General features: G+C 65.4%; 32 protein-coding genes. 8 read left to right on the top strand and 24 right to left on the bottom strand.

Annotated elements, in window-relative coordinates:
• Positions 1-130 precede the first annotated feature (130 nt).
• The 3 genes from FLL57_RS00440 to FLL57_RS00430 form a co-directional block, all read right to left on the bottom strand.
• Positions 131-604, bottom strand: a complete 474-nt coding sequence (locus FLL57_RS00440; RefSeq protein WP_142881854.1) for a secondary thiamine-phosphate synthase enzyme YjbQ — start codon at positions 602-604, stop codon at positions 131-133.
• Between the two features lie 23 nt (positions 605-627).
• Positions 628-1,218, bottom strand: a complete 591-nt coding sequence (locus tag FLL57_RS00435; RefSeq protein WP_142881853.1) for a hypothetical protein — start codon at positions 1,216-1,218, stop codon at positions 628-630.
• Positions 1,219-1,281: 63 nt separating this feature from the next.
• Positions 1,282-1,905, bottom strand: coding sequence for a 2-hydroxychromene-2-carboxylate isomerase (locus tag FLL57_RS00430; protein ID WP_142881852.1), 624 nt, complete (start codon positions 1,903-1,905; stop codon positions 1,282-1,284).
• Positions 1,906-2,207: 302 nt separating this feature from the next.
• Here FLL57_RS00430 and FLL57_RS00425 point away from each other — a divergent pair, with 302 nt between their 5' ends.
• The 5 genes from FLL57_RS00425 to FLL57_RS00405 all read left to right on the top strand — a co-directional run bounded on the left by FLL57_RS00425 (position 2,208) and on the right by FLL57_RS00405 (position 4,797).
• Positions 2,208-2,594: an AtpZ/AtpI family protein gene (locus FLL57_RS00425; RefSeq protein WP_013500798.1), complete on the top strand. Its 387-nt coding sequence runs from the start codon at positions 2,208-2,210 to the stop codon at positions 2,592-2,594.
• 69 nt (positions 2,595-2,663) lie between these two features.
• The gene (locus FLL57_RS00420) at positions 2,664-3,410 is read left to right on the top strand and encodes a F0F1 ATP synthase subunit A (protein ID WP_013500797.1); all 747 of its coding nucleotides are present in this window, start codon (positions 2,664-2,666) and stop codon (positions 3,408-3,410) included.
• A 48-nt stretch (positions 3,411-3,458) separates the two neighbouring features.
• Positions 3,459-3,686: a F0F1 ATP synthase subunit C gene (locus tag FLL57_RS00415; protein ID WP_009796340.1), complete on the top strand. Its 228-nt coding sequence runs from the start codon at positions 3,459-3,461 to the stop codon at positions 3,684-3,686.
• Between the two features lie 57 nt (positions 3,687-3,743).
• Positions 3,744-4,301 carry an ATP synthase subunit B gene (locus FLL57_RS00410; protein WP_047309309.1) on the top strand — a complete coding sequence of 186 codons (558 nt, stop codon included), beginning with the start codon at positions 3,744-3,746 and terminating at the stop codon, positions 4,299-4,301.
• A gap of 4 nt (positions 4,302-4,305) precedes the next feature.
• Entirely contained in the window at positions 4,306-4,797 is a 492-nt protein-coding gene (locus FLL57_RS00405) for an ATP F0F1 synthase subunit B (protein ID WP_142881851.1), read from the top strand.
• A 347-nt stretch (positions 4,798-5,144) separates the two neighbouring features.
• Here FLL57_RS00405 and FLL57_RS00400 read toward each other — a convergent pair whose 3' ends face one another.
• The 14 genes from FLL57_RS00400 to coxB all read right to left on the bottom strand — a co-directional run bounded on the left by FLL57_RS00400 (position 5,145) and on the right by coxB (position 16,660).
• Complete coding sequence (locus tag FLL57_RS00400) at positions 5,145-5,798, bottom strand: hypothetical protein (protein ID WP_142881850.1); 654 nt, start codon at positions 5,796-5,798, stop codon at positions 5,145-5,147.
• A gap of 95 nt (positions 5,799-5,893) precedes the next feature.
• A complete protein-coding gene (locus FLL57_RS00395) occupies positions 5,894-6,481 on the bottom strand; it encodes a GNAT family N-acetyltransferase (RefSeq protein WP_013500793.1) in 588 nt (195 codons plus the stop codon).
• A gap of 60 nt (positions 6,482-6,541) precedes the next feature.
• Positions 6,542-7,831 (bottom strand): M16 family metallopeptidase, encoded by a 1,290-nt coding sequence (locus tag FLL57_RS00390; protein WP_142881849.1) that lies wholly within the window; start codon positions 7,829-7,831, stop codon positions 6,542-6,544.
• A complete protein-coding gene (gene thrC, locus FLL57_RS00385) occupies positions 7,828-9,246 on the bottom strand; it encodes a threonine synthase (protein ID WP_164630003.1) in 1,419 nt (472 codons plus the stop codon). Before thrC ends, FLL57_RS00390 begins: the two co-directional genes overlap by 4 nt.
• 207 nt (positions 9,247-9,453) lie before the next feature.
• Entirely contained in the window at positions 9,454-9,690 is a 237-nt protein-coding gene (locus FLL57_RS00380; RefSeq protein ID WP_013500790.1) for a type II toxin-antitoxin system HicA family toxin, read from the bottom strand.
• Position 9,691: 1 nt separating this feature from the next.
• Positions 9,692-9,922, bottom strand: a complete 231-nt coding sequence (locus tag FLL57_RS00375) for a type II toxin-antitoxin system HicB family antitoxin (RefSeq protein ID WP_013500789.1) — start codon at positions 9,920-9,922, stop codon at positions 9,692-9,694.
• Positions 9,923-10,013: 91 nt separating this feature from the next.
• Positions 10,014-10,793, bottom strand: a complete 780-nt coding sequence (locus FLL57_RS00370) for an SURF1 family protein (RefSeq protein WP_142881847.1) — start codon at positions 10,791-10,793, stop codon at positions 10,014-10,016.
• Complete coding sequence (locus FLL57_RS00365; protein WP_142881846.1) at positions 10,790-11,185, bottom strand: DUF983 domain-containing protein; 396 nt, start codon at positions 11,183-11,185, stop codon at positions 10,790-10,792. The genes FLL57_RS00370 and FLL57_RS00365 overlap by 4 nt, the downstream gene beginning before the upstream one ends.
• A gap of 163 nt (positions 11,186-11,348) precedes the next feature.
• Entirely contained in the window at positions 11,349-12,203 is an 855-nt protein-coding gene (locus FLL57_RS00360; protein WP_142881845.1) for a cytochrome c oxidase subunit 3, read from the bottom strand.
• A gap of 74 nt (positions 12,204-12,277) precedes the next feature.
• Positions 12,278-12,904, bottom strand: coding sequence for a cytochrome c oxidase assembly protein (locus tag FLL57_RS00355; protein WP_142881844.1), 627 nt, complete (start codon positions 12,902-12,904; stop codon positions 12,278-12,280).
• Between the two features lie 14 nt (positions 12,905-12,918).
• The gene (locus FLL57_RS00350) at positions 12,919-13,086 is read right to left on the bottom strand and encodes a hypothetical protein (RefSeq protein ID WP_013500784.1); all 168 of its coding nucleotides are present in this window, start codon (positions 13,084-13,086) and stop codon (positions 12,919-12,921) included.
• Positions 13,087-13,097: 11 nt separating this feature from the next.
• Complete coding sequence (locus FLL57_RS00345; RefSeq protein ID WP_142881843.1) at positions 13,098-14,036, bottom strand: heme o synthase; 939 nt, start codon at positions 14,034-14,036, stop codon at positions 13,098-13,100.
• A 72-nt stretch (positions 14,037-14,108) separates the two neighbouring features.
• The gene (gene ctaD / locus FLL57_RS00340) at positions 14,109-15,734 is read right to left on the bottom strand and encodes a cytochrome c oxidase subunit I (protein WP_142881842.1); all 1,626 of its coding nucleotides are present in this window, start codon (positions 15,732-15,734) and stop codon (positions 14,109-14,111) included.
• A 68-nt stretch (positions 15,735-15,802) separates the two neighbouring features.
• Positions 15,803-16,660: a cytochrome c oxidase subunit II gene (gene coxB / locus FLL57_RS00335; protein WP_047308291.1), complete on the bottom strand. Its 858-nt coding sequence runs from the start codon at positions 16,658-16,660 to the stop codon at positions 15,803-15,805.
• A 421-nt stretch (positions 16,661-17,081) separates the two neighbouring features.
• On the opposite strand from coxB, the gene FLL57_RS00330 reads away from it, so the two are divergent.
• A complete protein-coding gene (locus FLL57_RS00330; RefSeq protein WP_013500780.1) occupies positions 17,082-17,630 on the top strand; it encodes an invasion associated locus B family protein in 549 nt (182 codons plus the stop codon).
• A gap of 222 nt (positions 17,631-17,852) precedes the next feature.
• Here the strand turns inward: FLL57_RS00330 and FLL57_RS00325 are convergent, their stop codons facing one another.
• The 3 genes from FLL57_RS00325 to FLL57_RS00315 all read right to left on the bottom strand — a co-directional run bounded on the left by FLL57_RS00325 (position 17,853) and on the right by FLL57_RS00315 (position 19,395).
• Positions 17,853-18,278 (bottom strand): organic hydroperoxide resistance protein, encoded by a 426-nt coding sequence (locus FLL57_RS00325; RefSeq protein ID WP_047308290.1) that lies wholly within the window; start codon positions 18,276-18,278, stop codon positions 17,853-17,855.
• Between the two features lie 122 nt (positions 18,279-18,400).
• Positions 18,401-18,871 (bottom strand): MarR family winged helix-turn-helix transcriptional regulator, encoded by a 471-nt coding sequence (locus tag FLL57_RS00320; protein ID WP_142881840.1) that lies wholly within the window; start codon positions 18,869-18,871, stop codon positions 18,401-18,403.
• Positions 18,872-19,179: 308 nt separating this feature from the next.
• The gene (locus FLL57_RS00315; RefSeq protein WP_142881839.1) at positions 19,180-19,395 is read right to left on the bottom strand and encodes a DUF433 domain-containing protein; all 216 of its coding nucleotides are present in this window, start codon (positions 19,393-19,395) and stop codon (positions 19,180-19,182) included.
• Positions 19,396-19,517: 122 nt separating this feature from the next.
• Here FLL57_RS00315 and tldD point away from each other — a divergent pair, with 122 nt between their 5' ends.
• Both tldD and lepB read left to right on the top strand, forming a co-directional pair.
• Complete coding sequence (gene tldD / locus FLL57_RS00310; protein ID WP_142881838.1) at positions 19,518-20,945, top strand: metalloprotease TldD; 1,428 nt, start codon at positions 19,518-19,520, stop codon at positions 20,943-20,945.
• A complete protein-coding gene (gene lepB, locus FLL57_RS00305; RefSeq protein ID WP_142881837.1) occupies positions 20,942-21,712 on the top strand; it encodes a signal peptidase I in 771 nt (256 codons plus the stop codon). Before tldD ends, lepB begins: the two co-directional genes overlap by 4 nt.
• Before the next feature lie 18 nt (positions 21,713-21,730).
• Here lepB and FLL57_RS00300 read toward each other — a convergent pair whose 3' ends face one another.
• The 4 genes from FLL57_RS00300 to FLL57_RS00285 form a co-directional block, all read right to left on the bottom strand.
• Positions 21,731-22,282, bottom strand: a complete 552-nt coding sequence (locus FLL57_RS00300) for a PAN domain-containing protein (protein ID WP_041807070.1) — start codon at positions 22,280-22,282, stop codon at positions 21,731-21,733.
• Positions 22,283-22,428: 146 nt separating this feature from the next.
• The gene (locus FLL57_RS00295) at positions 22,429-23,799 is read right to left on the bottom strand and encodes a glutamate--cysteine ligase (protein ID WP_047308285.1); all 1,371 of its coding nucleotides are present in this window, start codon (positions 23,797-23,799) and stop codon (positions 22,429-22,431) included.
• A gap of 93 nt (positions 23,800-23,892) precedes the next feature.
• Complete coding sequence (locus tag FLL57_RS00290) at positions 23,893-24,384, bottom strand: MarR family winged helix-turn-helix transcriptional regulator (protein WP_041807068.1); 492 nt, start codon at positions 24,382-24,384, stop codon at positions 23,893-23,895.
• A gap of 252 nt (positions 24,385-24,636) precedes the next feature.
• The gene (locus FLL57_RS00285) at positions 24,637-25,509 is read right to left on the bottom strand and encodes an MBL fold metallo-hydrolase (RefSeq protein WP_142881836.1); all 873 of its coding nucleotides are present in this window, start codon (positions 25,507-25,509) and stop codon (positions 24,637-24,639) included.
• Positions 25,510-25,511: the final 2 nt, after the last annotated feature.

Below are 25,511 nucleotides of genomic sequence, written 5' to 3'. Positions count from 1 at the left end.
CCGGCAGTAGTGCCGGACCGGCCAAATAACAACGGCCGCGGAGCGATCCGCGGCCGTTTGTTTTGGAACGCCGGAATCCGCCACGCCGCGATTGCGAAGAGCGAAGCGACGAAGCCGGCGAGAAGACAGACTACACCGTCGTGCCGATGAACTGCAGCACGACCTCACGGCGGTGGGGCCTGGCACGGTGCTCGACCAGATAGACGCCCTGCCAGGTGCCGAGCGCGAGCCGGCCCTGCAGTACCGGGATCTGTAGCGACACCGAGGTCAGCATGGTCTTGACGTGGGCCGGCATGTCGTCCGGCCCCTCGGTGTCGTGCCGCCAGCCGGCATTCTCCGGCGCGAGCTTGTTCAGCACCGTGGCAAGATCGGCCAGCACCGTCGGATCGGCGTTCTCCTGAATCGTCAGCGACGCCGAGGTGTGACGCACGAACACCGTGACGCCGCCGTCCTTGGCCTGCGCATCGGCGACGAACGCCGCGACTTCACGGGTGATATCGGTGAAGCCGGAGCCGCCGGTCTGCACCGTGAGCACCGATGAGGCGACGCTGGTGGCGGTCGCACGCGCCAGCGGCCCGCGGCTGAGGGGACGGGATGAACTCATCGAAGGCCTCGCATCGCGGCCGGTCAGATCTTGTCGCCGCTGATGTCCCGCTGCACCCGGGTCGCCATGTCGATCAGCTTGCGCCAGGCGCGCTCGAGGAAGCCCATCACCCGATCGACGTCCTGATCGCTCGGCAGCGGGATTTCCAGTTTGCGCTGGCCATCTTTCTCGGTGATCTGCGGCTGGGGCAGCTTGTCGCTCTTCGGCAGCGCCTCATCGGTCTTGCCGCCGGGCTGGCCGGCACTGGCGAGCTGCGCTTTCAGGCTGTCGTTGGCGGCGCGGAGCGCGCCGGCCTCCTGCTTCAGCCGATCGATCTCGGCCTGCAGCCGCCCGGTCTCGGCATCGAATGCAGCGCGCTCATCGGCAATCGCATAGCAGGCCCAGCCGCTGCCCTTGTCGGTGCAGGTCGAAACCTTGCCGGTGCGGGTGTCGAGCCGCACCACGCCTTCCGCCGAAGGCGTAAAGGTGTAACGACCATTCTCGCTGTCCGGCAACGGGGTCTCGGCCCATGTGCCGCCGGCGCTGCCGACCGCGAGCAGCAAGGTCAGCGCTGCGATGCGGGGGCCGCGCCGCGCACGGCCGGGCGAGATCGCAGCCAAAGGTGCAAAGCTCATCGGAAATGCTCCGCCTCTCGGATGAAGCCCCGTCTGCAGCGGAGCCTCGGCCTATATGGGGCCTCAGCGCGCCGGACGGTACGGGCTACGGCCGGATTTCAACGCATCCTCGAGCAGTTCGATCCGGTCCTGCCCCCAGAACACCTCGCCGTCGAGCACATAGGCCGGCGACCCGAACACGTCGGCCGCGATCGCATCCAGCCGGTTCTGCTCATAGGCGGCGCGAATCTGGTCCGAGCCCGCATGCGCCACCAGCTTCTCCCCGGGCAGGCCGGCCGCATCGGCGAGCTCGGCCAGCACCGCCGGCTGCGCCAGGTCGAGCTCCTGCTGCCACACCGCGGCATAAGCACGCTGCAGATACGGCTCGGGATCGAGCCCGGCGGCGAGCGCCGCGATCACCACGCTGTCCGCCAATCGCGCGTCGAACGGCCAGTGTTTCGGCCACAATTTGAAGTCGAGCCCGCGCTTGTCGCGCCAGCGCTGCAACTCGACCAGACGATAACGCTGCCGCGCCGGGTGGCGCTTCGCCAGCGGCATACCTCCGGTCTCAGAGAACAGGCCGGTGAGCAGCACCGGCTTGTAGGCGAGCTGCAGCTCGTAGGTCTCGACCAGCCGCCGCAACGGCTGGTGGCCGATATAGGCCCAGGGCGATTGAAACGAGAAGTAGTAGTCGATCCGGCGCGGCATATGGTCTCCGATGGCGAGGGGCTTCCGCCGAACCACTGCGAACGGCTTGCCGGAAGCCGCGGCATCGGATCAGAGCCATTCCCGCCGTGCAAGCCGGATCATGGCGCAGCGCCGCAAATGCACTGCGGACAAGTTATCGCACGGACTCGCAAATCCTCAATAAAATCAGCCAAAACAATGCCCTAAGAGGCTGCGACCGAATCTTGACTTGCCTACAGGCGGTCAGTATGGTCCGCGCGGCTTTTAAGGGTTTCTGGGGCGTTATTTCATCGTTAGCGGCAGCTAGTTCGGGTCTCCACGACATGGCGGACGACACGCACGACAGCAGCCGACGAGCGCATGGAACGCGCGACGGATCGCCCGAGGAGGCTGCGCTTTCCGCACGGCTCGGAAGCCTGGAGCAACGGTTGGCCCATTCTCGGGCGGGCCGAAAACTCCAGACGGATCAATCCGAAACAGAAAGTGAAACCGGACATGCCAAAGCCTCGGCAATGGCGCTCGGATTTCGGCTTTCCTCGGAATTGATTGCGGGTGTTCTCGGCGGAGCGGCTCTCGGCTGGGGTTTCGATCGTTTGTTGTCGACCTCGCCCTGGGGCCTCATCGTGTTTTCGCTGCTCGGCTTCACCGCCGGCGTGATCAATGTGATGCGGGCAGCGGGCGTGATGGCGAAGCAGTCCGAGCGGCTCTGAACGGGATCCAAGGCGCACCGATCGTTCGAATCCCGCGCAAGCTCGCGACACCGACAGACTGAGAGACGAATGGCCGCCGATCCGATCCATCAGTTCCAGATCACCAAGCTCTTCACCCTCGGTCACGTTGGCGGACAAGAAATCGCGTTCACCAATTCGTCGGCCTACATGTTCGGCACGGTGGCGCTGATCGCCATCCTGATGCTGGTGCCGGGCCGCCAATTGGTGCCGGGCCGGTTCCAGTCGATCGCGGAGCTGTCCTACGAATTCGTCGCCAACATGATCCGGTCGACGGCCGGCAAGGAAGGGCTGAAGTTCTTCCCGCTGGTGTTCTCGCTGTTCATGTTCATCGCGGTGTCGAACCTGATCGGCATCGTGCCCTACACCTTCACGGTGTCGAGCCATCTGATCGTCACCGTCGCGCTGGCGCTGTTGGTGTTCTTCACGGTGCTGATCTACGGGTTCTCGAAGAACGGGCTGAAGTTCTTCAAGCTGTTCGTTCCGTCCGGCGTGCCGATCTACATCCTGCCGCTGGTCGTCTTCATCGAAGTGATCTCGTTCTTCCTCAAGCCGGTCTCGCACTCCGTGCGTCTGTTCGCCAACATGCTGGCGGGCCACATCGCGCTGAAGGTGTTCGCGAGCTTCGTGGCGATGCTCGGCGCGCTCGGCGTCGTCGGCTGGTTCGGCGCCGTGCTGCCGCTCGGCCTGACCATCGCGCTGACCGCGCTCGAACTGCTGGTCGCGTTCCTGCAGGCCTATGTGTTCGCCATTCTGACTTGCATCTATCTCAACGATGCAATTCATCCGGGCCACTAAAGACCCACTCGCAAACGTCTACACCCAACCCCAACAGGAGTTCGTTACATGGATCCGATTGCCGCGAAGTACATTGGCGCTGGTATTGCCTGCATTGGCATGGGCGGCGCTGGCGCTGGCGTGGGCATCATCTTCGGCAACTACCTCGCCGCTGCGGTGCGCAATCCGTCGGCTGCCCAGGGTCAGTTCGGCAACCTGATTTTCGGCTTCGCGGTGACCGAAGCGCTCGGCATCTTCTCGCTGCTGATCGCGCTGCTGCTGCTGTTCGCCCTCTAAGATCCAAAATCCGGTCCTGACCTTCCGGGGTCGCGACCGGCCGAACAGGAGAAGCCCGTGGCTCAAGGTCATGGCGACGCCAAGGGCAGCACTGCCCACACGGAAGCGGACGGAGGCCACAAGGCGCCGTTCCCGCCCTTCCAGCAGGAAACCTTTGCCTCGCAACTGGTGTCGCTGGCGATCGCATTCGTTGCGCTCTACCTGATCGTTTCCAAGATCGCACTGCCGCGCGTCGGCGGTGTGATCGAAGAGCGGCAGAAGACCATCGACGGCGATCTGGCGGCGGCGCAGAAGCTGAAGGGCGAGGCGGACGACGCGCTGAAAGCCTACGAGGCCGAACTCGCCGATGCCCGCGCCCGGGCCCAGGCGATCGGTGCCGAAACCCGCGAGAAGCTCAACGCGCAGGCGGACGCCGAGCGGAAGACTCTGGAACAGCGGCTCGCGGCGAAGCTCGCCGACGCCGAAAAGACCATCGCGGCCACCCGTGCGGCGGCGATGGGTAACGTGCGCAACATCGCGTCGGACGCCGCTTCGGCGATCGTCCAGCAGCTCGCCGGCGTCACGCCGGACGGCAAGGCGGTGGACGGCGCGGTCGATGCTTCGTTGAAGGGCTGAGCTGATGGCAATCTTCGCAGAAGCAGAAACCTGGGTCGCGATTTCGTTTGTCATTCTGCTCGGCGTGTTCGCCTATCTGGGCGTGCATCGCACCGTGCTGCAGGCGCTGGACAAGCGTCGGGACCGGATCAAGGCGGAACTGGACGAAGCGCGCAAGCTGAAGGACGAGGCCGCCAAGCTGCTCGCCGACTATCGGGCGCGCCGTGCCTCTGCCGAACGCGAAGCGCAGGCGATCGTCGAAAGCGCCAAGGCTGACGCCGAACGGATCGCGGCGGAAGCCAAGGCCAAGCTGGAAGACTTCGTCGCTCGCCGCACCAAGAGCGCGGAAAGCAAGATCGCTCTCGCCGAAGCTCAGGCGCTCGCCGACGTCCGCGCGGCGGCCGCCGAGGCCGCCGTGGCTGCGGCCTCGCGAATCCTGTCCGAATCGGTCAAGGGCAACCTCGCCGACGAGCTGGTCACCAAGGGCATCCAGGAAGTCCGCGGCAAGCTCAACTGAGCCGACGCCTCCTCGACCCAATCAAACGCCGGCGCGAGCGATCGCGCCGGCCTTTTTCGTTTGATTTGCCGATCGTCTCCGCCATCCCGTGGAGAGGAAAGGTCGACCAGCCGCCTGCGGGGCAGGATGCTGGGCGACGGCGCTACGCGCCTCCTCACCATGAGGTTGTGCGTGTGGCAGGCGGTGCGGATCAACTCTGATTCGATGAAAAGAAGAACTGCTCTAACGCGCGGAACGAGCCCGCCGGAACAGGCGTGCGCATGCCTCTCGGTGTTCTCACCAACCCACCCCGCTCGGTGCGCGAGCACCCCTCCCCCCTCCGGGGAACGTGAAGGGCGGCGTCTCGCTTACTTCCGCCTGCTTCGCGGCTCCGGCTTCAGCGCCTGAGGATCGAAGCCGACATAAAACACATAGGCATCGTTGTCGGAGACCGATGGCGCCGGATAGGCGACGTCCTCGGCCACCAGGCTGAACGGCACGCTGCCGTCCGGCTGCATCGACACGCTGGTGCGATATGCCTTGGTGAAGATCGTCTTCGGCGATACGCCTTCCTGCACCACCGCGACGCGCAGCGGCACATCGACCGAGGTCGGCGCCCCGGCCGGGCCGGCGATAATCCGACCCTGGATGCCGATCTTGGCGGTGACGATGCCGCCGTTGAGGTTGCATTCGCGCGCTGTGCGGCTGATCACCGCCTGATAGCGAAGATCGGCTCCGGCCGCTTCCTTGCCCGGCAGTCCGATCGCATAGGTCGAGGCGCCGGAGCGCACCGTTACCGACGGACAGGTGAGCTGGCTCTCGACCGGCGGACCGCCCGAGACATTCGGCGGTGGCTCTTGCTCCGAAGAGCCGCCGAACAGGCTCTTGAAACGATCGGTAATCGACTGCGACCACGCCGGGGTCGCCGCCATCACCGCACCGCAGATCGCCACCGCGACAGTGACCTGCACCGCACGCAAAGCCCGGCGCCGCGTCGCCGCCCGTTCAATCTCCTGAACCATTCACCCTACCCGGCTGCAATCCGTTTCGACCGCCGGGGTTATAGCAAAGCAATGCAGGCGAACCAAAGGCCGCAGGTGTTCGCTGCCGAGCCGCATCAACCGCGGAAATCCTCGTGCAGCAGGCCGAACAGCAGATGGTCCTGCCAGACGCCGTTGATGCACAGATAGCGCCGCGCCAATCCTTCGCGGGTGAAGCCGCATTTTTCCAGCACCCGGATCGACGGGGCATTGGTGGGGATGCAGGCGGCCTCGACGCGGTGCAAATTGAGCTCGCCGAACAGCGTCGGCAGCAGCACGCGCAACGCAGCCGTCATGTAGCCCTGTCGGCCGAACGGCTGACCGATCCAGTAGCCGATGGTGCCGGCCTGGACGATGCCGCGGCGGACATTGGCGACGGTGACGCCGCCGACCAAATGGCCGTCCTCCTCCCGAAACACCAGAAACGGATAGGAGCGGTCGGCAGCAATATCCTCGGCGTAGCGCCGCAACCGGCGACGAAAGCCGGAGCGCGTCAAATCATCGGACGGCCAGATCGGCTCCCAAGGCGTCAGATAAGCCCGACTGTATTCGCGCAGCTCGGCCCATTGCGGAAAATCCGCCATCTGCGGGGCGCGCAGCAGCAACCCGTTGCCACGCGGCGCCAGAGCGGCGGGTCCGACGGACGGCATGCGAAACAGCGCCATGGACGACACTCCCGGCCCGCGGGATCGCCGGGCCCCGAACGCCGCAGCCGCGGCGTCACCTCAATGATAGGACGTCTTGGCCTTGGATTGTGTCAAGCCTTCAGCGAACCCGACCGCCCTGTCGAGGCCGCGGCCGCTGCCGAGCGCCACCACCGCCGGCCGGCTGCGCGACAGCAGTGTGCGGCCCGCCTCGCGCGCGGTGTCGATGGTGACGGCGTCGATCCGCCCGACCAGCTCGTCGACCGGCAAAGGCCGTCCGTAGGCCAGGATGTGACGCGCGAGCTGTTCGGCACGCGACGAACAGCTCTCCAGCGCCATCAGCAGCCCGGCCTTCATCTGGGCCTTGGCTCGGGAGATTTCCGCATCCGTCAGGGTGTCGACCGCGTCATTGATGACGTCCACGATCACTTCCATCATCTCCGGCGCATCGGCCGGATCAGTGCCGGTGTAGAGCCCGAAGAATCCGGTATCGCTGTAGGGCGCGTGGAAGGTGTAGATCGAGTAGCACAGCCCGCGCTTTTCCCGCACCTCCTGGAACAGCCGCGACGACATTCCGCCGCCGAGGATATTGGTGAACACCTGCATGCTGAACAGCGTCGGCGCGCCTTGCGGCAACCCCTCCAGCGCCAGCGTCAGATGCGCCTGTTCGAGATCGCGATGCACCACGCGGGAGCCGCCGGCCCCGAACATTGCAGGCTGCGGCTTCGGTGCCGGCGTGGCGTCGAAACTGGCGAAGCGGTGCGACACCTCTTCGATGATGCGGGCGTGATCGACCGCGCCGGCCGCCGCCACCACCATGTCGGGCCCGCGATAATGCGTCGACAGGTAGGATTGCAGCTTCTCGCGGCTGAAGTTCTTCAGCGTCTTGGCAGTGCCGAGCAGAGACCGGCCGATCGGCTGCTCCGGGTAGCACAGCTCGTTGAGGTACTCGAACACGACGTCGTCGGGCGTATCCTGCGAGGCACCGATCTCCTGCACGATCACGCTCTTCTCGCGTTCGAGCTCTTCGGCCTCGAACGACGGATTGGCGAGGATGTCGGACAACACGTCGAGCGCCAGCGGCACATCGGCCTTCATCACCCGCGCGTAATACGCCGTGGTCTCGGTCGAAGTGCCGGCGTTGAGATCGCCGCCCACCGCCTCGATCTCCTCGGCGATCTCGCGCGAGCTGCGGCGCGTGGTGCCCTTGAACGCCATGTGCTCCAGCAGATGCGAAATGCCGTGTTCGTCGGGCTTTTCGTCGCGGCCGCCGACCCCGGTCCAGACCCCGAGCGAGGCCGTCTCGAGATGCGGCATGGTGTCGGTGACCACCGTCAGGCCAGAAGGAAGTTTGCTGACTTCGACGGTCATCCGGCTGCTCCTTGCTTGGCGGCACGGCTGACCGCCAGCACGTGACGTTCGATCGCGACCGGATCGCGCGGCATGATCTTGATCGATTCCGGCTTGCTCATCAGCCCGTCGAGCCAGGCCGGCAGCTCCGGCCGGATGCCGCAGGCGGCTTCGACCGCGTCCGGGAACTTTGCGGCGTGGGCAGTCGACAGCACGATGTTCGGCACGGTCGAATCGGTGGTGTCGCGGTCGGCCACCGCCAGCGCCACCGCGGTGTGCGGGTCGATCAGGTCACCGGCCTCGCGCCAGGCGGCACGAATCGCGGATTCGGTTTCCGCCTCGTCGGCGCGACCGGCATCGAATTCGTCGCGCACCGCGGCCAGCACCGCATCCGGCAGCACGAAGCGGCCGGACTGATGCAGCGAACCCATCAGCGAGCGAATCAGCGCGGCGTCGCGGCCGGAGGCTTCGAACAGCAATCGCTCGAAATTCGACGACACCTGGATGTCCATCGACGGCGAACGGGTGGCATGAACCTCGCGGACCTCGTAGATCCCGGTCTTCAGGGTGCGGACGAGAATGTCGTTGACGTTGGCGGCGATCTTCAGCCGGCGTACCGGCAGGCCCATCTTCTTGGCGACGTAGCCGGCGAAGATGTCGCCGAAATTGCCGGTCGGCACGGTGAAGTCGACCAGCCGGTTGGGCGCGCCGAGCGCCACCGCGCTGGTGAAATAGTACACCACCTGCGCGACGATCCGCGCCCAATTGATCGAGTTGACGCCGGACAGCGCCACCTGATCGCGGAATTTGTGGTGATTGAACAGCGCCTTCACGATCGCCTGACAATCGTCGAAATGGCCTTCGATCGCCAACGGATGCACGTTCGACGCGCCGGACGTCGTCATCATCATCCGCTGCACGTCGGAGATCCGGCCGTGCGGAAACAGCACGACGAGGTCGACATTGTTCAGGTTGGCGAAGGCGTCGACCGCGGCACCGCCGGTGTCGCCGGAGGTCGCCACCACGATGGTGGTGCGCTGCTTGCGCTTCTCCAGCACATGATCCATCAGCCGCGACAGCAGCTGCATCGCGACGTCCTTGAACGCCAGCGTCGGGCCGTGGAACAGCTCGAGCACGAACTGGCTCGGGCCGGTCTGGCGCAGCGGCACCACCGCGGGATGGCGGAAGGTGGCGTAGGCCTCGTTGGCCATGCGGCCGAGTTCGGCGTCGGAAATCTCGCCGGCGACGAACGGCCGGATCACCTCGACGGCGACCTCCCAATACGGCCGGCCGAACAGGCTGGTAATGGTGTCGGGGGTGAGCTGCGGCCAGACTTCAGGGATGTAAAGCCCGCCGTCGCGGGCGAGCCCGGTCAGCATCACGTCGCAAAAGCCGAGGCGCGGGGCATCGCCCCGGGTCGAAACATAGGTCGTCAAGGGTGCCTCCAAAGGCCCGGCCTAACGCCCAAGCCTTTGATATTGATCGAGTTCAGTCTCACGCGCGGGTGAAATCGGCCTCACCATAAAGGAGTTTGAGGCGCAGGGGAAATCGCTGCCCGCGGAGAAGCCCCCGATCGTGGCTCTGACCGGCAACGGGACATTGTCGCTGCACGTTGCCCCCTATGCAGCAGGGGTGACGCCGCTTCAAAGAAGGTCGTTGAACTCCTCCACCGTCAGCCCGGTCTGCCGGATAATCGATCGCAGCGTGCCCGGCTTCAGATCTCGTCCTGCATGGACCGGAACCGTCACGGTGCGCGCCGGATCGCCCGGATAGACCAGAACATGGTGGCTGCCAACGATCCGATCGACGACAAAACCCGTTCTCATGAGCGCCTGGATCACCCGCCTGCCGCCGATGACTGGCAGCCGGCCGTCGCCCATGTCAGGCAGCTACGGTCACGTAGCGAATTTCGGGATGGGCATCGGATGGAGGCGCCCTTCCCTGGTCCCGTCGGTAGGCGAGGACTGCACGGATCGCCTCCTCGGCGTTAGCCAGCGCTTCCTGCTCGGTGTCCCCCTCCGTCACGACCTCTGGAAGCGCCGGGACGAGCACCGTGAAACCGCCGCCTTCCTGGGGCTCGAGAATGACCGAGTAGCTATAGCTTGACGGCATGAGGTGGCTCCTGGGCCCACAAGGACTGAACCGGACCAATGCTTGCAGGAGATCCTACACGATATGCCGGGAGCCGGCCAAGCCCGCGGCGTCAACCGGGCACGGGGGCGGAACGCCGCCGCTGGCCGTGCAGCCAGAACGCGAATGCGACCGCAACCGCCAGCGCCAGGCCAAACCAAGTGATCGCGTATTGCAGATGGTTGTCGCGCAGATGTACGCCCAGCGGCCCAGGCTTCGGCACGCCGCTCGCGGGTACCGGCGCTTCCAAATCGACGTAGAACGGCGCCAGTTCGGCCGGTCGGTCCCAACCGAGCGCGGCGGCCATCGCCGGGACGTCGCGGGTGAACCAGAGTCGCTTGTCGACGTTAGGCGAAGCGGCGAACAGGCCGGGGTGCTCGGGAAACCGCAAATAGCCGGTCAGCGTCGCCGGCTCGCCGGTGAGCAACGGCGCGATCGCGCGATCCTCGGTGCCGCGCTGCTGCATGGTGTTGGGGACGAATCCGGCATTGATCACAATCGTGCGGCCATCCGGCAACCGTGCCGGCAGGAACGCCCAGGTGCCGGGTCCGGCGACGTCGTCCCGCACCGCCGAGCCGGACGAATACACCATCGCGTCCGGCAGCTTCCGATAGGTCGCGATGAAGCGGACCCGGCGGAACTCGTCATGGGCCGGATCGAGTACCGGCCAGTCGCGCGCGATGGGCAGCGCCGCCGGCTCGGCAGCCAGGCGCTCGTGCAGGGCCCTGATCAGCCGATGCTTCTCGTCGCGCCGCTGCATCTGCCAGAACCCGAGCGACAGCAGCACCGCCACCATCGTCAAGGCGATCAGGCTCATCCCGGCGATGCCGCGCCGGCGCGCCGCGGCCGTCATTGCGGCTCGCGACCGGCCAGCCGGCCCTCCTGCGCCTTGTGATGGAATTGCAGCGCAATCAACAGTCCCTTGATCGAACGCAGCGGCAGCAGCGTGGTGACCAGCACCAGCGGCAGCCACAGCACCGCATGCAGCCAGAACGGCGGTTGATATTTCACCTCGACGATCAGGGCGCACAGCACCACGATCGCGCCGCCGATCAGGATGGTGAACACCGCAGCACCGTCGCCGACGTCGGTGAAGCCGAAGTCGAGATCGCAAACCTCGCAGCGCGGCGCCAGCGTCAGGAATCCGGCATACAGCCGCCCCTCGCCGCAGCGCGGACAACGGCAGGCCACGCCGCGCAGCGCACTCCGCAGAACGGTGGGAGCCTGGTCAATCCGCTCCGTCATTGCGAGCCGAAGGCGAAGCAATCCAGGCCCCGGTGCCCGGCGTTCCTGGATTGCTTCGTCGCTTCGCTCCTCGCCATGACGGATTCGTGTCGGCTCATCATCGTTCAGCCTTGAAAACACGGCGGGCGGTCGTGCAAGCCGCCCTTCTGCGTATCGGCCCGGCTCAGCCGCCGTGCGCCATGGTCGAGGCGCCATGGCCCCAGACGTAGATGCAGACGAACAGGAACAGCCACACCACGTCGACGAAATGCCAGTACCAGGCGGCAAACTCGAAGCCGAGATGCTGCTTCGGCGTGAAGTGACCGGCATAGGCGCGGATCAGGCACACCAGCAGGAAGATGGTGCCGACCAGCACGTGGAACCCGTGGAAGCCAGTCGCCATGAAGAAGGTGGCGCCGTAGACGTTGCCGGCGAACGAGAAGCTGGCGTGGGTGTATTCGTAGACCTGCACGCAGGAGAACGTCGCGCCGAGCAGGATGGTGAAGATCAGCCCCTGCTTCAGCCCCTTGCGGTCGTTGTGCAGCAGGGCGTGGTGCGCCCAGGTCACCGTGGTGCCGGAGGTCAGCAGGATCAGCGTGTTGAGCAGCGGCAGATGCCACGGATCGAACGTTTCGATCCCCTTCGGCGGCCACACCCCGCCGAACAGTTCGGCGCGGGCGGCGTGCACCGGATCGGCCGGGAACAGCGCCGCGTTGAAGTAGGCCCAGAACCAGGCGACGAAGAACATCACCTCCGAGGCGATGAACAGGATCATGCCGTAGCGGTGGCTGAGCTGCACCACCCGGGTGTGGTCGTGCTGATACTCGGCCTCGCGGATCACGTCGCTCCACCAGCTCGCCATGGTGTAGAGCACGCCGACCACGCCGATGCCGAACACCATCGGGGCGCCCTGGAACATCTGGTGCATCCAGGCGACCGCGCCGAGCGCCATGACGAACGCCGACACCGAGCCGACGAACGGCCACGGGCTCGGATCGACGAGGTGGTAGTCGTGGTGCTTGACGTGCGCCGTGGCCATTGTCGCTCTCCGTTTCGGTCCCTCCGGGACGGCGTTGCTTGAGTCCCGGTCTGTTCTTGTTGCAGCGTTTCCTGTCAGAGATTGCCCTTGCGCGGCGCCTGCTCGCTGGAAGCCACCGGCTTCGGCGCCGGATCGCGCACCGGGTAATAGGTGTAGGACAAGGTGATGGTCTTGACGGTGTCGTTTTCCGGATCGGCGGCGAACGCCGGATCGACGTAGAACACCACCGGCATGTCACGGCTCTCGCCCGCCGCCAGGCTCTGCTCGGTGAAGCAGAAGCAATTGATCTTGGTGAAGTACGAGCCGACCGTCAGCGGCGTGACGTTGTAGGCCGCCTGCCCGGTGGTGTCGGAGCGCGACAGATTGGTGATGCGGTAATAGATCGTCACCACCTTGCCGATCGGCACCTCGATCTCGCGCTGCTCCGGCTCGAATTTCCACGGCAGCCCGTTGACGTTGGAATCGAAGCTGACCGTGACGGTGCGGTCGAGCGGCGCCGAACTCGGCGCAGCGCGGGCAACCTGCGTGGTGCCGTTGAAGCCGGTGGTGCGACAGAACCAGTTGTAGAACGGCACGGCTGCGAACGACGCCCCGACCATCAGGGCGACCACCAGACCGCACACCGCCGCCACCGCCGTGTCGCGCCCGAGGCCGCGGCGCGGTGCCGGCTGCTGCGGAGCTTGCGGAAGCGGGGGCGACATCGGCGGCACCTTTCTCACATCGGCCGGTGCAGCACCGCTGGTCCTTTGACCAGCGTGACGGCGAAGAACAGCACCACCAGCACGCCGAGTGCCACCGCGATCGCGATCGAGCGCTCGCGCCGGCGCTTCTTCTGCGCATCGGTGAGGACGATACCGGGCGGCGGCTTGTGAACTGGCTCCATCGCGTCCTCCGTCATCCGATCAGCCGCAGCACAGCCGCCACGACGACCTCCACCAGCAGGATCGCGAACAGCGCGAACAGATACAGGATCGAGAACTTGAACAGGTTGCGAGTGGCGCGCAGCGCGGCACTGCCGGTGCGATGCCGATACACCCGCATCGCCAGCACCAGCATCCAGCCGCCGAGCGCCAGCGAGGCGACGCCGTAAATCGCATCGAAATAGCCGAGCGGCCACGGCGCGGCGGCGACCGCGACCAGCGCCACGGTGTAGAGCAAGATCTGCAGCCGGGTGTGATCGGGGCCGGAGACCACCGGCAACATTGGCACCCCGGCGCGGGCGTAGTCGTCGTTCCGAAACAGCGCCAGCGCCCAGAAGTGCGGCGGCGTCCAGAAGAAGATGATCAGGAACAGCAGGATCGGTTCGACCGCCAGCGATCCCGTCACCGACGCCCACGCCACCACCGGCGGCAGCGCACCGGCGGCACCGCCGATCACGATATTCTGCGCGGTCCAGCGCTTCAGCCACATCGTGTAGATCACGACGTAGAAGAAGATGGTGAAGGCGAGCAGCGAGGCGGCGATCCAGTTCACCAAAATGCCGAGCGTGACCACCGAGAAGAACGCCAGCGTCATGCCGAAGGTCAGCGCCTCCGGCCGCGTCACCCGACCGCGCGGGATCGGACGGTTGGCGGTGCGGGTCATCTTGGCGTCGATGTCGTCCTCGTACCACATGTTCAGCGCGCCGGCGGCGCCGCCGCCGACCGCGATACAGATGATCGCTGTGATCGCCAGCACCGGATGGAAGCTGCCCGGCGCCATCAACAGGCCGACCAGGGCGGTGAATACCACCAGCGACATCACCCGCGGCTTCAGCAGCGCGATGTAGTCGGCGACGCCGGCTTCGGAGATCCGGGGCGCAAGCGGGATCGGATTGACGTCGATGACCGACACGGGCTCACCTCTTCTTTCGAGCTGCATCCGCTGCCGCAACAACGGCGGCGGATGCAGGTTCCAACACCGGCCTCAGCGCACCTGCGGCAGCACCTCGAACTGATGGAAGGGCGGCGGCGACGACAGCGTCCATTCCAGCGTGGTGGCGCCGGCCCCCCACGGATTGTCGGCCGCGCGCTCCTTGCGGATGAAGGCGAGCGCCATCCCATACAAGAACACCAGCACGGCGAACCCGGAGACGTAGGAGCCGATCGACGACACCAGATTCCAGCCAGCGAACGCGTCCGGGTAGTCGACGTAGCGCCGCGGCATCCCGGACAGGCCGAGGAAGTGCTGCGGGAAAAACACCATGTTGACGCCGATGAAGGTGAGCCAGAAGTGCAGCTTGCCGATGGTCTCGTTGTACATGTAGCCGGTCATCTTCGGGAACCAGTAGTACCAGCCCGCGAAGATGGCGAACACGGCGCCCAGCGACAGCACGTAGTGGAAATGCGCGACGACGTAGTAGGTGTCCTGCAGCACCCGGTCGACGCCCGCATTGGCCAGCACAACGCCGGTGACGCCGCCGACGGTGAACAGGAAGATGAAGCCGACCGCCCACAGCATCGGCGTCTTGAACTCGATCGAGCCGCCCCACATCGTGGCGATCCACGAGAACACCTTCACGCCGGTCGGCACCGCGATCACCATGGTGGCGGCGACGAAATAGGCCTGCGTCGTGCTCGACATGCCGACGGTGTACATATGGTGCGCCCACACCACGAAGCCGATCACGCCGATCGCCACCATCGCGTAGGCCATGCCGAGATAGCCGAACACCGGCTTCTTGGAGAAGGTCGAGACGATCTGGCTGATCATGCCGAAGCCCGGCAGGATCAGGATGTAGACCTCTGGGTGGCCGAAGAACCAGAACAGATGCTGGAACAGCAGCGGATCGCCGCCGCCTTCGGCCGAGAAGAAGGTGGTGCCGAAGTTGCGGTCGGTCAGCAGCATGGTGATGGCGCCGGCCAGCACCGGCAACGACAACAGCAGCAGGAACGCGGTGATCAGCACCGACCAGACGAACAGCGGCATCTTGTGCAGGGTCATGCCCGGCGCCCGCATGTTGAAGATCGTGGTGATGAAGTTGATCGCGCCGAGGATCGACGACGCGCCGGCCAGATGCAGCGCCAGGATGGCGAAATCGACCGCCGGCCCGGGATGTCCGGTGGTCGATAGCGGCGCATACATCGTCCAGCCGGCGCCGACGCCGTTCGACGACGGCTCGCCCTCGACGAAGGTCGAGATGACGAGCAACGCGAACGCCGCCGGCAGCAGCCAGAACGAGATGTTGTTCATCCGGGGGAACGCCATATCGGGGGCGCCGATCATCAGCGGCACAAACCAGTTGCCGAAACCACCGATCATCGCCGGCATCACCATGAAGAAGATCATGATCAGGCCGTGCGAGGTGACGAATACGTTGTAGGTGTGGCTGTTGTGGAAGATCTGCACGCCGGGGAACATCAGCTCGACCCGGATCGCGATCGACATCGCCGCACCGATGATGCCCGCCATCACGGCGAACACCAGATACATGGTGCCGATATCCTTGTGGTTGGTCGAATACAGATAGCGTCGCCATCCGGTCGGATGCGCATGAGCGTGATCGTCGTGCGCATGATCGGAATGAGCGACCCTTGCAGCTTCCATTGCCATCTTCAGATCCTGACTTGAAAACCTCGGACCTTACGGTCCCCGTTCGACGTCTTGCGATCCCGCCGCGCTCAGCGCGTGGCGGCAGCGGCCGAGGCGTAGGAGCCGTCGCGCGTGCGCGAGGCGACTTGCTGCTGTTTCTTCCAGGCTTCGTACTCCTGATCGTTCACGACACGAACGACGATCGGCATGAAAGCGTGGTCGCGGCCGCACAGTTCGGAGCACTGGCCGTAGTAACGCCCCTCCTTCGTGGCCTTGAACCAGGCCTCGTTGAGTCGACCGGGAATGGCGTCGATCTTCACGCCGAAGGACGGGATCGCCCAGGAATGGATCACATCGGAGGCGGTGGTCTGGATCCGCACCACCTTGTCGACCGGCACCACCATTTCGTTGTCGACGCCGAGCAGCCGCGGCGGCACCGGATTCATCTTGGCCCGCTCTTCGTCGGTCAGCATGATCGAGGTGAACTCGATCTTGTCGTCAGGGTAGGTGTAGGTCCAGTTCCACTGATTGCCGGTGGCCTTCACGGTGAGGTCCGGCTTCGGAATATCCAGTTCGAGAAACAGCAGCCGGAATGATGGAACCGCGACCGCTACCAGGATCAGCACCGGGACGATCGTCCAGGCGACTTCGATCAGCGTATTGTGCGTGGTCTTGGACGGGATCGGATTGGCCTTGGCGTTGAACTTCACCACCACGATGACCAGCAGCGCCAGCACGAACAGCGTGATCAACGTGATCAACCACAGCATGAAACTGTGAAACCAGACGATATTTTCCATCACCGGTGAGGCGGGCTGCTGCAGGGTCATTTCCCAGGGTGCAGGCTGTCCGGTCTGGGCGAATGCGGCCCCGCCGGCCGTCGCCACACAGCAGGCGATCGCGAATCCCAGCGACCACCGGCCCATTCGCCCCTTCGACATCCTCATGCCGCCGCGCTCCCTATGACTAGTCACAGCAAGCCCGCCGTATTCGGCGTGACCGGCCGTGCAGTTTGTTGCGCTCGGCACAAGAGCGTAGCCAAAGTGCGAACGCTTCTTATTCTACTTTTCAAATCACAATTCGAAGCCCCTCGCAATGCAGGAGTGAGGGATCGCGCGAGCAAACAGCCCTGGCCTGCGCGGCGCCGGAGATTCCGTCTCGGGGAGCTGACACAGCGGCGCGCGGACGCGCCGTCCCATGTGAGGCCGGCTTGACAGATGTGCCCCTCGCTGTAGGCAAAGCATCGGGACGTCACGGAAGCCTGATTCGCTGGCGCGCGAGCTGCCTTCATGGCGCCGTCATTGCCGGTCAGTCGGAACCCGCCGCCGACCACGCCGTTCAACCGTCACCACCTCGGATACATCGCTGATGGGCTTCGCCAGACTTTCGCCGATCCTCGCCTCGAGCCGCCGCGCTGCGTCCGGGGCCATGTTGGCGGCCGGGTTGATCGCACTGGCCGCTGCAGTCGGCAGCGGCACGGCCCTCGCCCAGGGCGCGGTGCGGTCGGTGCACGGCGACTGGCAGATCCGCTGCGACACCCCGCCGGGCGCCAAGGCCGAGCAGTGCGCGCTGATTCAGAGCGTGGTCGCGGAAGACCGCTCCAACGCCGGCCTCACCGTCATCATCCTCAAGACCGCCGATCAGAAGAGCAAGCTGATGCGCGTGGTGGCGCCGCTCGGCGTGCTGCTGCCGTCGGGCCTCGGACTCAAGCTCGACAACGCCGACATCGGCCGCGCGGGGTTCGTGCGCTGCCTGCCGAACGGCTGCGTCGCCGAAGTGGTAATGGACGACAAGTTGCTCGGCCAGCTCCGCACCGCCAAGACCGCGACCTTCATCATCTTCGAAACGCCGGAAGAAGGCATCGGCTTCCCGCTCAGCCTCAACGGCATCGGCGAAGGCTACGACAAGCTGCCGTAGGCAGCGTCGATCGAGATGCCTCGGCGTGTTTCATCGCGACGCCTCAACTAATTGCAGCGTATCCCCGTAAGCACCGTCATGGCCGGGCTTGTCCCGGCCATCCACGGCCACAAGCACAGCCTCGCCCGAAATCGTGGATGCCCGGGACAAGCCCGGGCATGACGATCTTTGCGACGAGAAGGGATTGAGCTTCGCCTGCCGCCGAAAGGCGGCAGCGAGCCATTAGACCAGCGTCAGCGTGACGTCGATGTTGCCACGCGTGGCGTTGGAATACGGGCAGACGATGTGGGCGCGGTCGACCAGCGTCTGCGCCTGGGCCGGATCCATGCCCGGCAGGCTGATCTTCAGCTCCACTTCGATGCCGAAGCCGGTCGGAATCGGGCCGATGCCGACCGAACCGGTGACGCTGACGTCCTTCGGGATCGGCAGCTTGTCGCGCCCGGCGACGAACTTCATCGCGCCGAGGAAACAGGCCGAATAGCCGACCGCGAACAACTGCTCCGGATTGGTGCCGGCGCCGCCTCCGCCGCCGAGCTCCTTCGGCGTCGTGAGGGCGACGTCGAGATGCCCATCGCTGCTCACGCCGCGGCCGTCACGGCCTCCGGTGGCGGTCGCGGTGGCGCGGTAGAGAACTTTCTCGACTGACATGGTGTGGTCCTTCTCGGGTTGAGGGTTCTGGAACTCTGGTGATCGATTTAGATCGCCCACATAATTATCGCGCACGATATTTTTGATACCGCTTGTCGATTTGTCCGGCCGCCCTTTCCGCATCAGGCGGCCTGAAACAACTTGGATCGGACCTTGGTCAGCTTGTCGCGCAGCTCGACGATGTCGTCGAGCGAGCCGCCCATCGCGGCGCCGAGACAGTCCGGAACATGCTTGAGCTGCTGGCGCAGGGCGCGTCCCTCCTCGGTGAGGCCGACGATCACCTGCCGCTCGTCCTCGGCAGACCGCCGCCGGCTGATCAGCCCGCGCGCTTCTAGCCGCTTCAACAACGGCGTCAGCGTGGTGGTCTCGAGATAGAGCTGATCGCAGATCTCCGAGACATTGAGCTGGTCCCTTTCCCACAGCACCAACATCACGAGATACTGCGGATAGGTCAGGTCGAACTCGCGCAGCAGTGCGCGATACACCTTGTTGACCCCGAGCAGCGTCGAGTACAGCGCGAAGCAAAGCTGGTTCTCCAGCTTCTGCTTGTCCGCCGATCGCGGCGCGCGTGACGATGTCGAAGGTGGCTTCATGCAGGGTAATTTATATCGCGCGCGATATATTGTCAAGAAGCGCTGCGAAGCGAGCCTTTCGAAAGCCGCTGCGATTCCCTCTTTGTTGAAGACGACGAAGCTTGGGCCAACCGATTTTTGACCGCAACCATCTTGGCCGCAGAGTTTCCTCACCGGGAAGCGATCAGCTTCACCGACTGGAGGAACTGAAAATGGCTCGATCAAAATTCCCGATGGATTGGAATCGCGCGCTGGACGTATTGCGTACACTAGTGAGCTTAGTCCGCGAGATCATCGAAATTCTGAAGTCGTGTCTCGGCGCGTGACCCTCAATGAACCACTCGACGTTCACGATCCGCCGCATACGCGTGCGCCGCACGGATGTCCTGTTCGGTCAGCTCCGGGAAATCGGAGATAATCTCTTCCGGCGTCTGGCCATCTGCCAGCCAGCCGAGCACATCCGCGACCGCAATTCGCATATGGCGAATGCACGGCCGACCGCCGCGCTTCCCCGGCTCGATGGTGATGATCTCCCGGTAATCCATCTGAACACCATAGCATGCTTTTTCGGTGGGGCGCAGGCGTCGCTCCCAAATCCGCCAACCCCTCGCAGAACCAGGTCAGACCACCTATGTTGTGCCCCAAACAACTTCGGGAACAGGATCTCATGACCAACCCAGCCCAGACCTCGCTCATCGACCGCGCCAATCTCGATCGCGACGAGGTGAGGCGCGAGATCGCGCGGGGGCTGGCGGGGGCGGACGATGGCGAGCTGTTTTTCGAATACAGCCAGACCGAGGCGCTGGCGTTCGACAACGGCCGGCTGAAGCAGGCGACCTACGACACCGCGCAGGGCTTCGGTTTACGCGCCGTTAAGGACGACGCGGTCGGCTACGCGCATTCCTCCGACGTGTCACTGCCGGCACTGATCCGCGCCGCGGACGCGGTCGCGGCCGTGCGCGGCGACTACAGCGGCACGCTGGCGGTGGCGCCGGCGCACACCAATGTGCGGCTGTACGGCGACGACAACCCGCTCGACGCGCCCGGCTTCGAGGCCAAGGTCAAGCTGCTCGGCGAGATCGACGCCTATATCCGCGACAAGGACCCGCGGGTGCGGCAGGTGTCGGTGTCGGTCGGCGCCACCTGGCAGGTGGTCGAGATCCTGCGCCCCGACGGCGAGAGCTATCGCGACATCCGCCCGCTGGTGCGCGTCAACGTCTCGGTGGTCGCCGGCCAGGGCGACCGTCAGGAGAGCGGGTCCAAAGGCTATGGCGGCCGCGAGCCCTATGCGCGCTTCATCGAGACCAAGGCCTGGCGTGACGCCGCCGACGGCGCGTTGCGCGAGGCGCTGGTTAACCTGGAATCGGTGCCGGCCCCGGCCGGCGAAATGGATGTGGTGCTCGGCCCCGGCTGGCCCGGCGTGATGCTGCACGAGGCGGTCGGCCACGGCCTCGAGGGCGATTTCAACCGCAAGAAGACGTCTGCTTTCGCCGGCCTGATGGGCCAGCAGGTCGCCGCCAAGGGCGTGACCGTGGTCGACGACGGCACGATTTCGGCGCGGCGCGGCTCGCTGTCGATCGACGACGAGGGCACTCCGACCAGCCGCACCGTGCTGATCGAGGACGGCATTCTCACCGGCTACATGCAGGACCGCCAGAACGCCCGGCTGATGGGCATGAAGCCGACCGGCAACGGCCGCCGGCAGTCCTACGCCCATGTGCCGATGCCGCGGATGACCAACACCTACATGCTGGCCGGCCAGCGCGACCCGGCCGAAATCCTCGCTTCGGTGAAGAACGGCATCTACGCGGCGAACTTCGGCGGCGGTCAGGTCGACATCACGTCGGGCAAATACGTGTTCCAGTGCACCGAGGCCTATAAGATCGAGAACGGCAAGATCGGCGCGCCGCTGAAGGGCGCGATGCTGATCGGCAACGGCCCGACCGATTTGCACCGCATTTCCATGATCGGAAACGACATGCAGCTCGACGACGGCATCGGCACCTGCGGCAAGAACGGTCAGGGCGTACCGGTGGGCGTCGGCCAGCCGACGCTGCGGATGGACAGGATCACGATCGGAGGCACCGGCGGATGACGTCGGAGACGAATTCGGAAAGCGCGCCGGCACGGCGCTGGGGCTCGCAGCTCACGCAGCTCGTCGCCGTGGTGGCGATCGTGCTGGTCGGCAAGGCCGCGCTGGCCGAGCCGTTCTACGTGCCGTCCGGCTCGATGGAGCCGACGCTGCTGATCGGCGATGCACTGCTCGCTTCGAAATATCCTTACGGCTATTCGACCGCCTCGCTGCCGATCCACGTTTCGGTGCCGGAGAGCGGCCGGGTGTTCGGCGCCACGCCGCACCGCGGCGACGTCGTGGTGTTTCGCTGGGCCGGCGACCGCTCTCAGGTCTGGGTCAAGCGCGTGGTTGGTCTTCCCGGAGACAGAGTCGAGATCGACGGCGGCCGGGTTTTCATCAACGGCGAAGCCGCCAAGGTGACGCCGGACGGCGTCGGTCGCGCCGAGGACGACAACGGTTCCTCCGAAACGGCCGCGCGCTACATCGAGACACTGCCCGGCGGCGTCGCCCACCCGATCTTCAAGCTGTACGATAACGGCCGACTCGACAACATGCCGGAAGTGACGGTACCTCCCGGCCACCTGTTCGTGATGGGCGACAACCGCGACAATTCCTCCGACAGCCGCGTCCCGGTGCGCGACGGCGGCGTCGGCATGGTCCCGGTCGACGATCTGGTCGGCCGGGTCGATGCCATCGTGGGCTCGTGGAATCCCGGCGTCCGCCACCAGCCGGTCAGCGACTGGCTGTCCGGCTTCCGGGTGGCGCGGTTCTTCACCAAGGTGCATTGAGACGCAGCGTTTCGCGCGTCAGCGTACCACGCCCGAAATAAATCCGGGCTTGCGCCGCGGCGGCTTGATCTGGCTTTTCAGGAAACAGCGGGCGTTGCGGCCGACATAGCCGGGACGGGCATAGGTCCAGGCCCGGCATTTGTGCTCGTCGACGCACGCCGCCTTGCAGGCCTCGTCGCCCTCGCCGGACTTCAGCTCGAAATTGCGATAATCGCCGCCGAAGCGGTCGATCGAGACCTCGTTGGAATCGTTGCGTGGCTCCAGCACTCCGGCACCGCGGACGCCGGACACGCAGCAGGAATTCGGCGTCCGCGGCGGCACCGTGCTCTTCAGCCAACACATCGCACCGTCTTCCGGCGAGCGCGGATAGCTGAATGTCCACGACCGGCAGCGCTTGTCGCGTTCGCACATCAGCGCGCATTCGGCCGGATCTCCGCTTGTCACCGGCGTGCGCAGATAGTCGCCGCCGATCCGGTCGATATTGGCCTGCGCGTGCGAGGCGTGCGGCGACAGCGCCGCCGCAGCCACGGCGAGCACGAGCCAACATGCCCTGAGCAGGCCGCTTCGCATTCAGACTTGCTTTCGCGTTAGGCCCGGACCCCTGGCCGATAGACATCAGGCCGGTCCGCGGCGCAGCCCCGAGGCCGCATCTGACGGCCGGCAACCTGTATGGCGGATGAACGGCACAGGCCAGCGCGGCCTCGGTCCGCTAGCGTTCAGAACGCATATTCCTCGTAGGCCGGCTCCACCGAGCCCCGCCAGGCGCCGTGGTACTTCTCGAGCATCTCCTCGGCCGGGGTGTGGCCGCTGTCGAGAATCCGATCGAGCGGCGCCAGATGCCGCGATTCGTCGAGGCCGGTGGCATCGATCCGGGCGCGGCGACGCAGCCCGGCATGCGCCAGCACCATGCAATCCTTGGCGATCTCGAACAGGAAGCGATTGCCGATCTTGGCCTTGAAGCCGAGCCGCGGCACCTCGTCCCGCAGCGTCTGACGCTCCTCGGCGCTCCAGCCCTTGACCAACTCCCAGGCCGCATCGAGGCTGGTGTCATCATACAGCAGTCCGACCCAGAACGCCGGCAGCGCCGTCAGGCGGCCCCACGGCTGGCCGTCGGCGCCGCGCATTTCCAGATACCGCTTCAGCCGCACCTCGGGGAAGATCGTCGACAGATGGTTGGCCCAGTCCGACAGCGTCGGCCGCTCACCGGGCAGCTTGTCGTTGTTGCCGTCGAAGAAATCGCGGAACGACGAGCCGGCAACATCGATATAGTCGTCGCCACGCTTGACGAAGTACATCGGCACGTCGAGCGCGTAGTCGACCCAGCGCTCGAAACCCATGCCGTCCTCGAACGCCCAGGGCAGCATGCCGGAGCGATCGTTGTCGGTATCGCGCCAGATTTCCGAGCGGAACGACAACAGGCCGTTCGGCTTGCCTTCGGTGAACGGCGAATTGGCGAACAAAGCGGTCGCGACCGGCTGCAGCGCCAGCGACACCCGCAGCTTCTTGACCATGTCGGCTTCGGAAGAGAAGTCGAGATTGGTCTGCACCGTGCAGGTCCGATACATCATGTCGAGGCCGTAACGGCCGACCTTCGGCATGTAATTGGTCATGATCTTGTAGCGGCCCTTCGGCATCACCGGGATTTCCTCCCGCGACCAGGATGGCGTCAGGCCGAGGCCGAGGAAGCCGATCCCGAGCGGCGTCGCCACTTCGCGCACCTGCGCCAGATGGGCCATCAGCTCGGCATGGGTCTGGTGCACGGTCTCGACCGGCGCGCCGGACAATTCGAACTGGCCGCCCGGCTCCAGCGAGATCGCGCCGCCGCCGGTGACGTCGTGCAGTCCGATGATGTGCGCGCCTTCCATGATCGGCTCCCAGCCGAGCAGGATCTGCATGCCCTCGAGCAGGGCGCCGATGCCGCGCGCGCCCTCGTAGGGCACCGGTCGATGGCCGTCGAGCGTGAACGGGGTCTTTTCGTGCTCGGTGCCGATGCGGAAGTCAGCCGGCGATTTCACGCCCGCTTCGAGCCACGCGACCAGTTCGTCACGCGAATTCAGCGGGGTCATATCGAGTTGGTCACGCGCCATGGGGGGTCCGGAAGTAGCGCGCGGGATCGGGCGACGCGAGGTGGTGGAAGCCGCGGCCGGAAGCAACCGCGAACACGAAGCGAGAGCTGTTTATCATCGCGAGACTGCGGTGTCTCGCGCATCGAGCGCAGCGGCGGAGCCGTCGCACGAGCAGCCGAGCCGGTCGAGCAGCCCGCACAGCCGGACGGCGTCGGCATCGGATAATTTCGAGCCGACGTGCTTTTCGATCGCCGCCGAATAGGCGGCCCACATCTTCTTCTGCAATTCGCGTCCCGCCTCGGTGATTTCCACGAACTGGCCGCGCTTGTCGCTGCGGCATTCGCGGCGCACCACCAGCCGCTCGTCGACAAGCCGGTCGACCAGACGCGAGGTGGAATATTGCGGGATCAGCATCTGCTTTTCGAGCTCGACCGGGCGCATCTCGCCGCCCGGCGCCCGCGACAATTCGAGCAGCGCGTCGTACCAGGCCAGCGGCGGGAAGCCCGCCTTCTTCAGATCCTGCTCGACCGCGTCCAACACCCGGCTCCGGACCCGCATCAGGCGGACCCAGGCGGCAGTGGCCTCAGTCGACGGCTTGCGTTTCATCGCTCCATCCATGGTGCGCACGAACTCTAGCGCACGGGCCGCAAAGGCGGCAATCGCGTGTCTTCCATGCACTCGCATTTAATGCCAGCCGCCGGGAAAGCCAAGATCGCAGCCTCACAATGCTGCTTTCGGCCCAGGATCGGGTGACGGCGGCTCGGACTGGATGGGCGAGCGCGATAAATGGCGCCAAGGCCGGAAGACACCGGTGCAACGACCGGGTGCTTCCGGCTTCCGGCCGCGTGGGCGGTGCGATCAGCGCGGCTCGAAATAGTCGAGCGGAATCTTCAAGTACGAGCGCCCGTCGGCTTCCGGCGCGGGCTTGCGACCGCCGCGGATGTTGATCTGCAGCGCAGCCAGCATCAATTTCGGCAGCGGCAGAGACGCGTCGCGCTGATCCCGGACAGCGCAGAACTCCGTTTCGGTGCGACCGCCGGCAAGATGGATGTTGCGCGCTTTGTGTTCGGCAACCGTCGCCATGCACTGCGCGTCGCGCCCCTCGGGCGCATAGTCGTGCCCCACATACAGCCGGGTATCGTTGGGAAGCGCCAGAATACGCTGCAGGCTGGCATATAATTGCTTCGACGATCCGCCGGGAAAATCGGCGCGGCTGGTGCCGCTGTCCGGCATCATCAGCGTATCGTGGACGAAGGCGGCGTCGCCGGCCACATAGGTCACCGACGCCAATGTATGCCCGGGTGAGAACATCACCCGCACCGGAATGTCGCCGACCATGAAGACGTCGCCGTCCGCGAACAGCCGATCCCATTGGCGGCCGTCGGTCGGAAACGACTCCGGCAGATGATAGATCTTCTGCCACAGCTTCTGCACCTCGGTGACGCGCTCGCCGATTCCGGTCGGTGCCTTCAGGCGTTCGGCGAGAAGCGGAGCCGCCGAGAAGTGATCGGCGTGCGGATGCGTGTCGAGCACCCACACGATGTCGATGCCGGCCTCTCGCACATAGGTCACGATCTCGTCGACGCTGCGGGTGAATGTGGCGCCGGCTTTCGGGTCGTAATTCCAAACCGGGTCGACCACAGCGCCCTGCATCGTATCCGGATCGTGAAACACGTACTGCCAGCTTCCGGTGGATTGGTCCCAGAACGGCTTCACGATCGGCTTGCTCATCG

It is taken from the genome of Rhodopseudomonas palustris (assembly GCF_007005445.1).
GTDB classification, from domain to species: domain Bacteria; phylum Pseudomonadota; class Alphaproteobacteria; order Rhizobiales; family Xanthobacteraceae; genus Rhodopseudomonas; species Rhodopseudomonas palustris_G.
The sequence above is the reverse complement of the archived record's forward strand: the minus strand, read 5'-3'. Positions and strand labels throughout refer to the sequence as shown.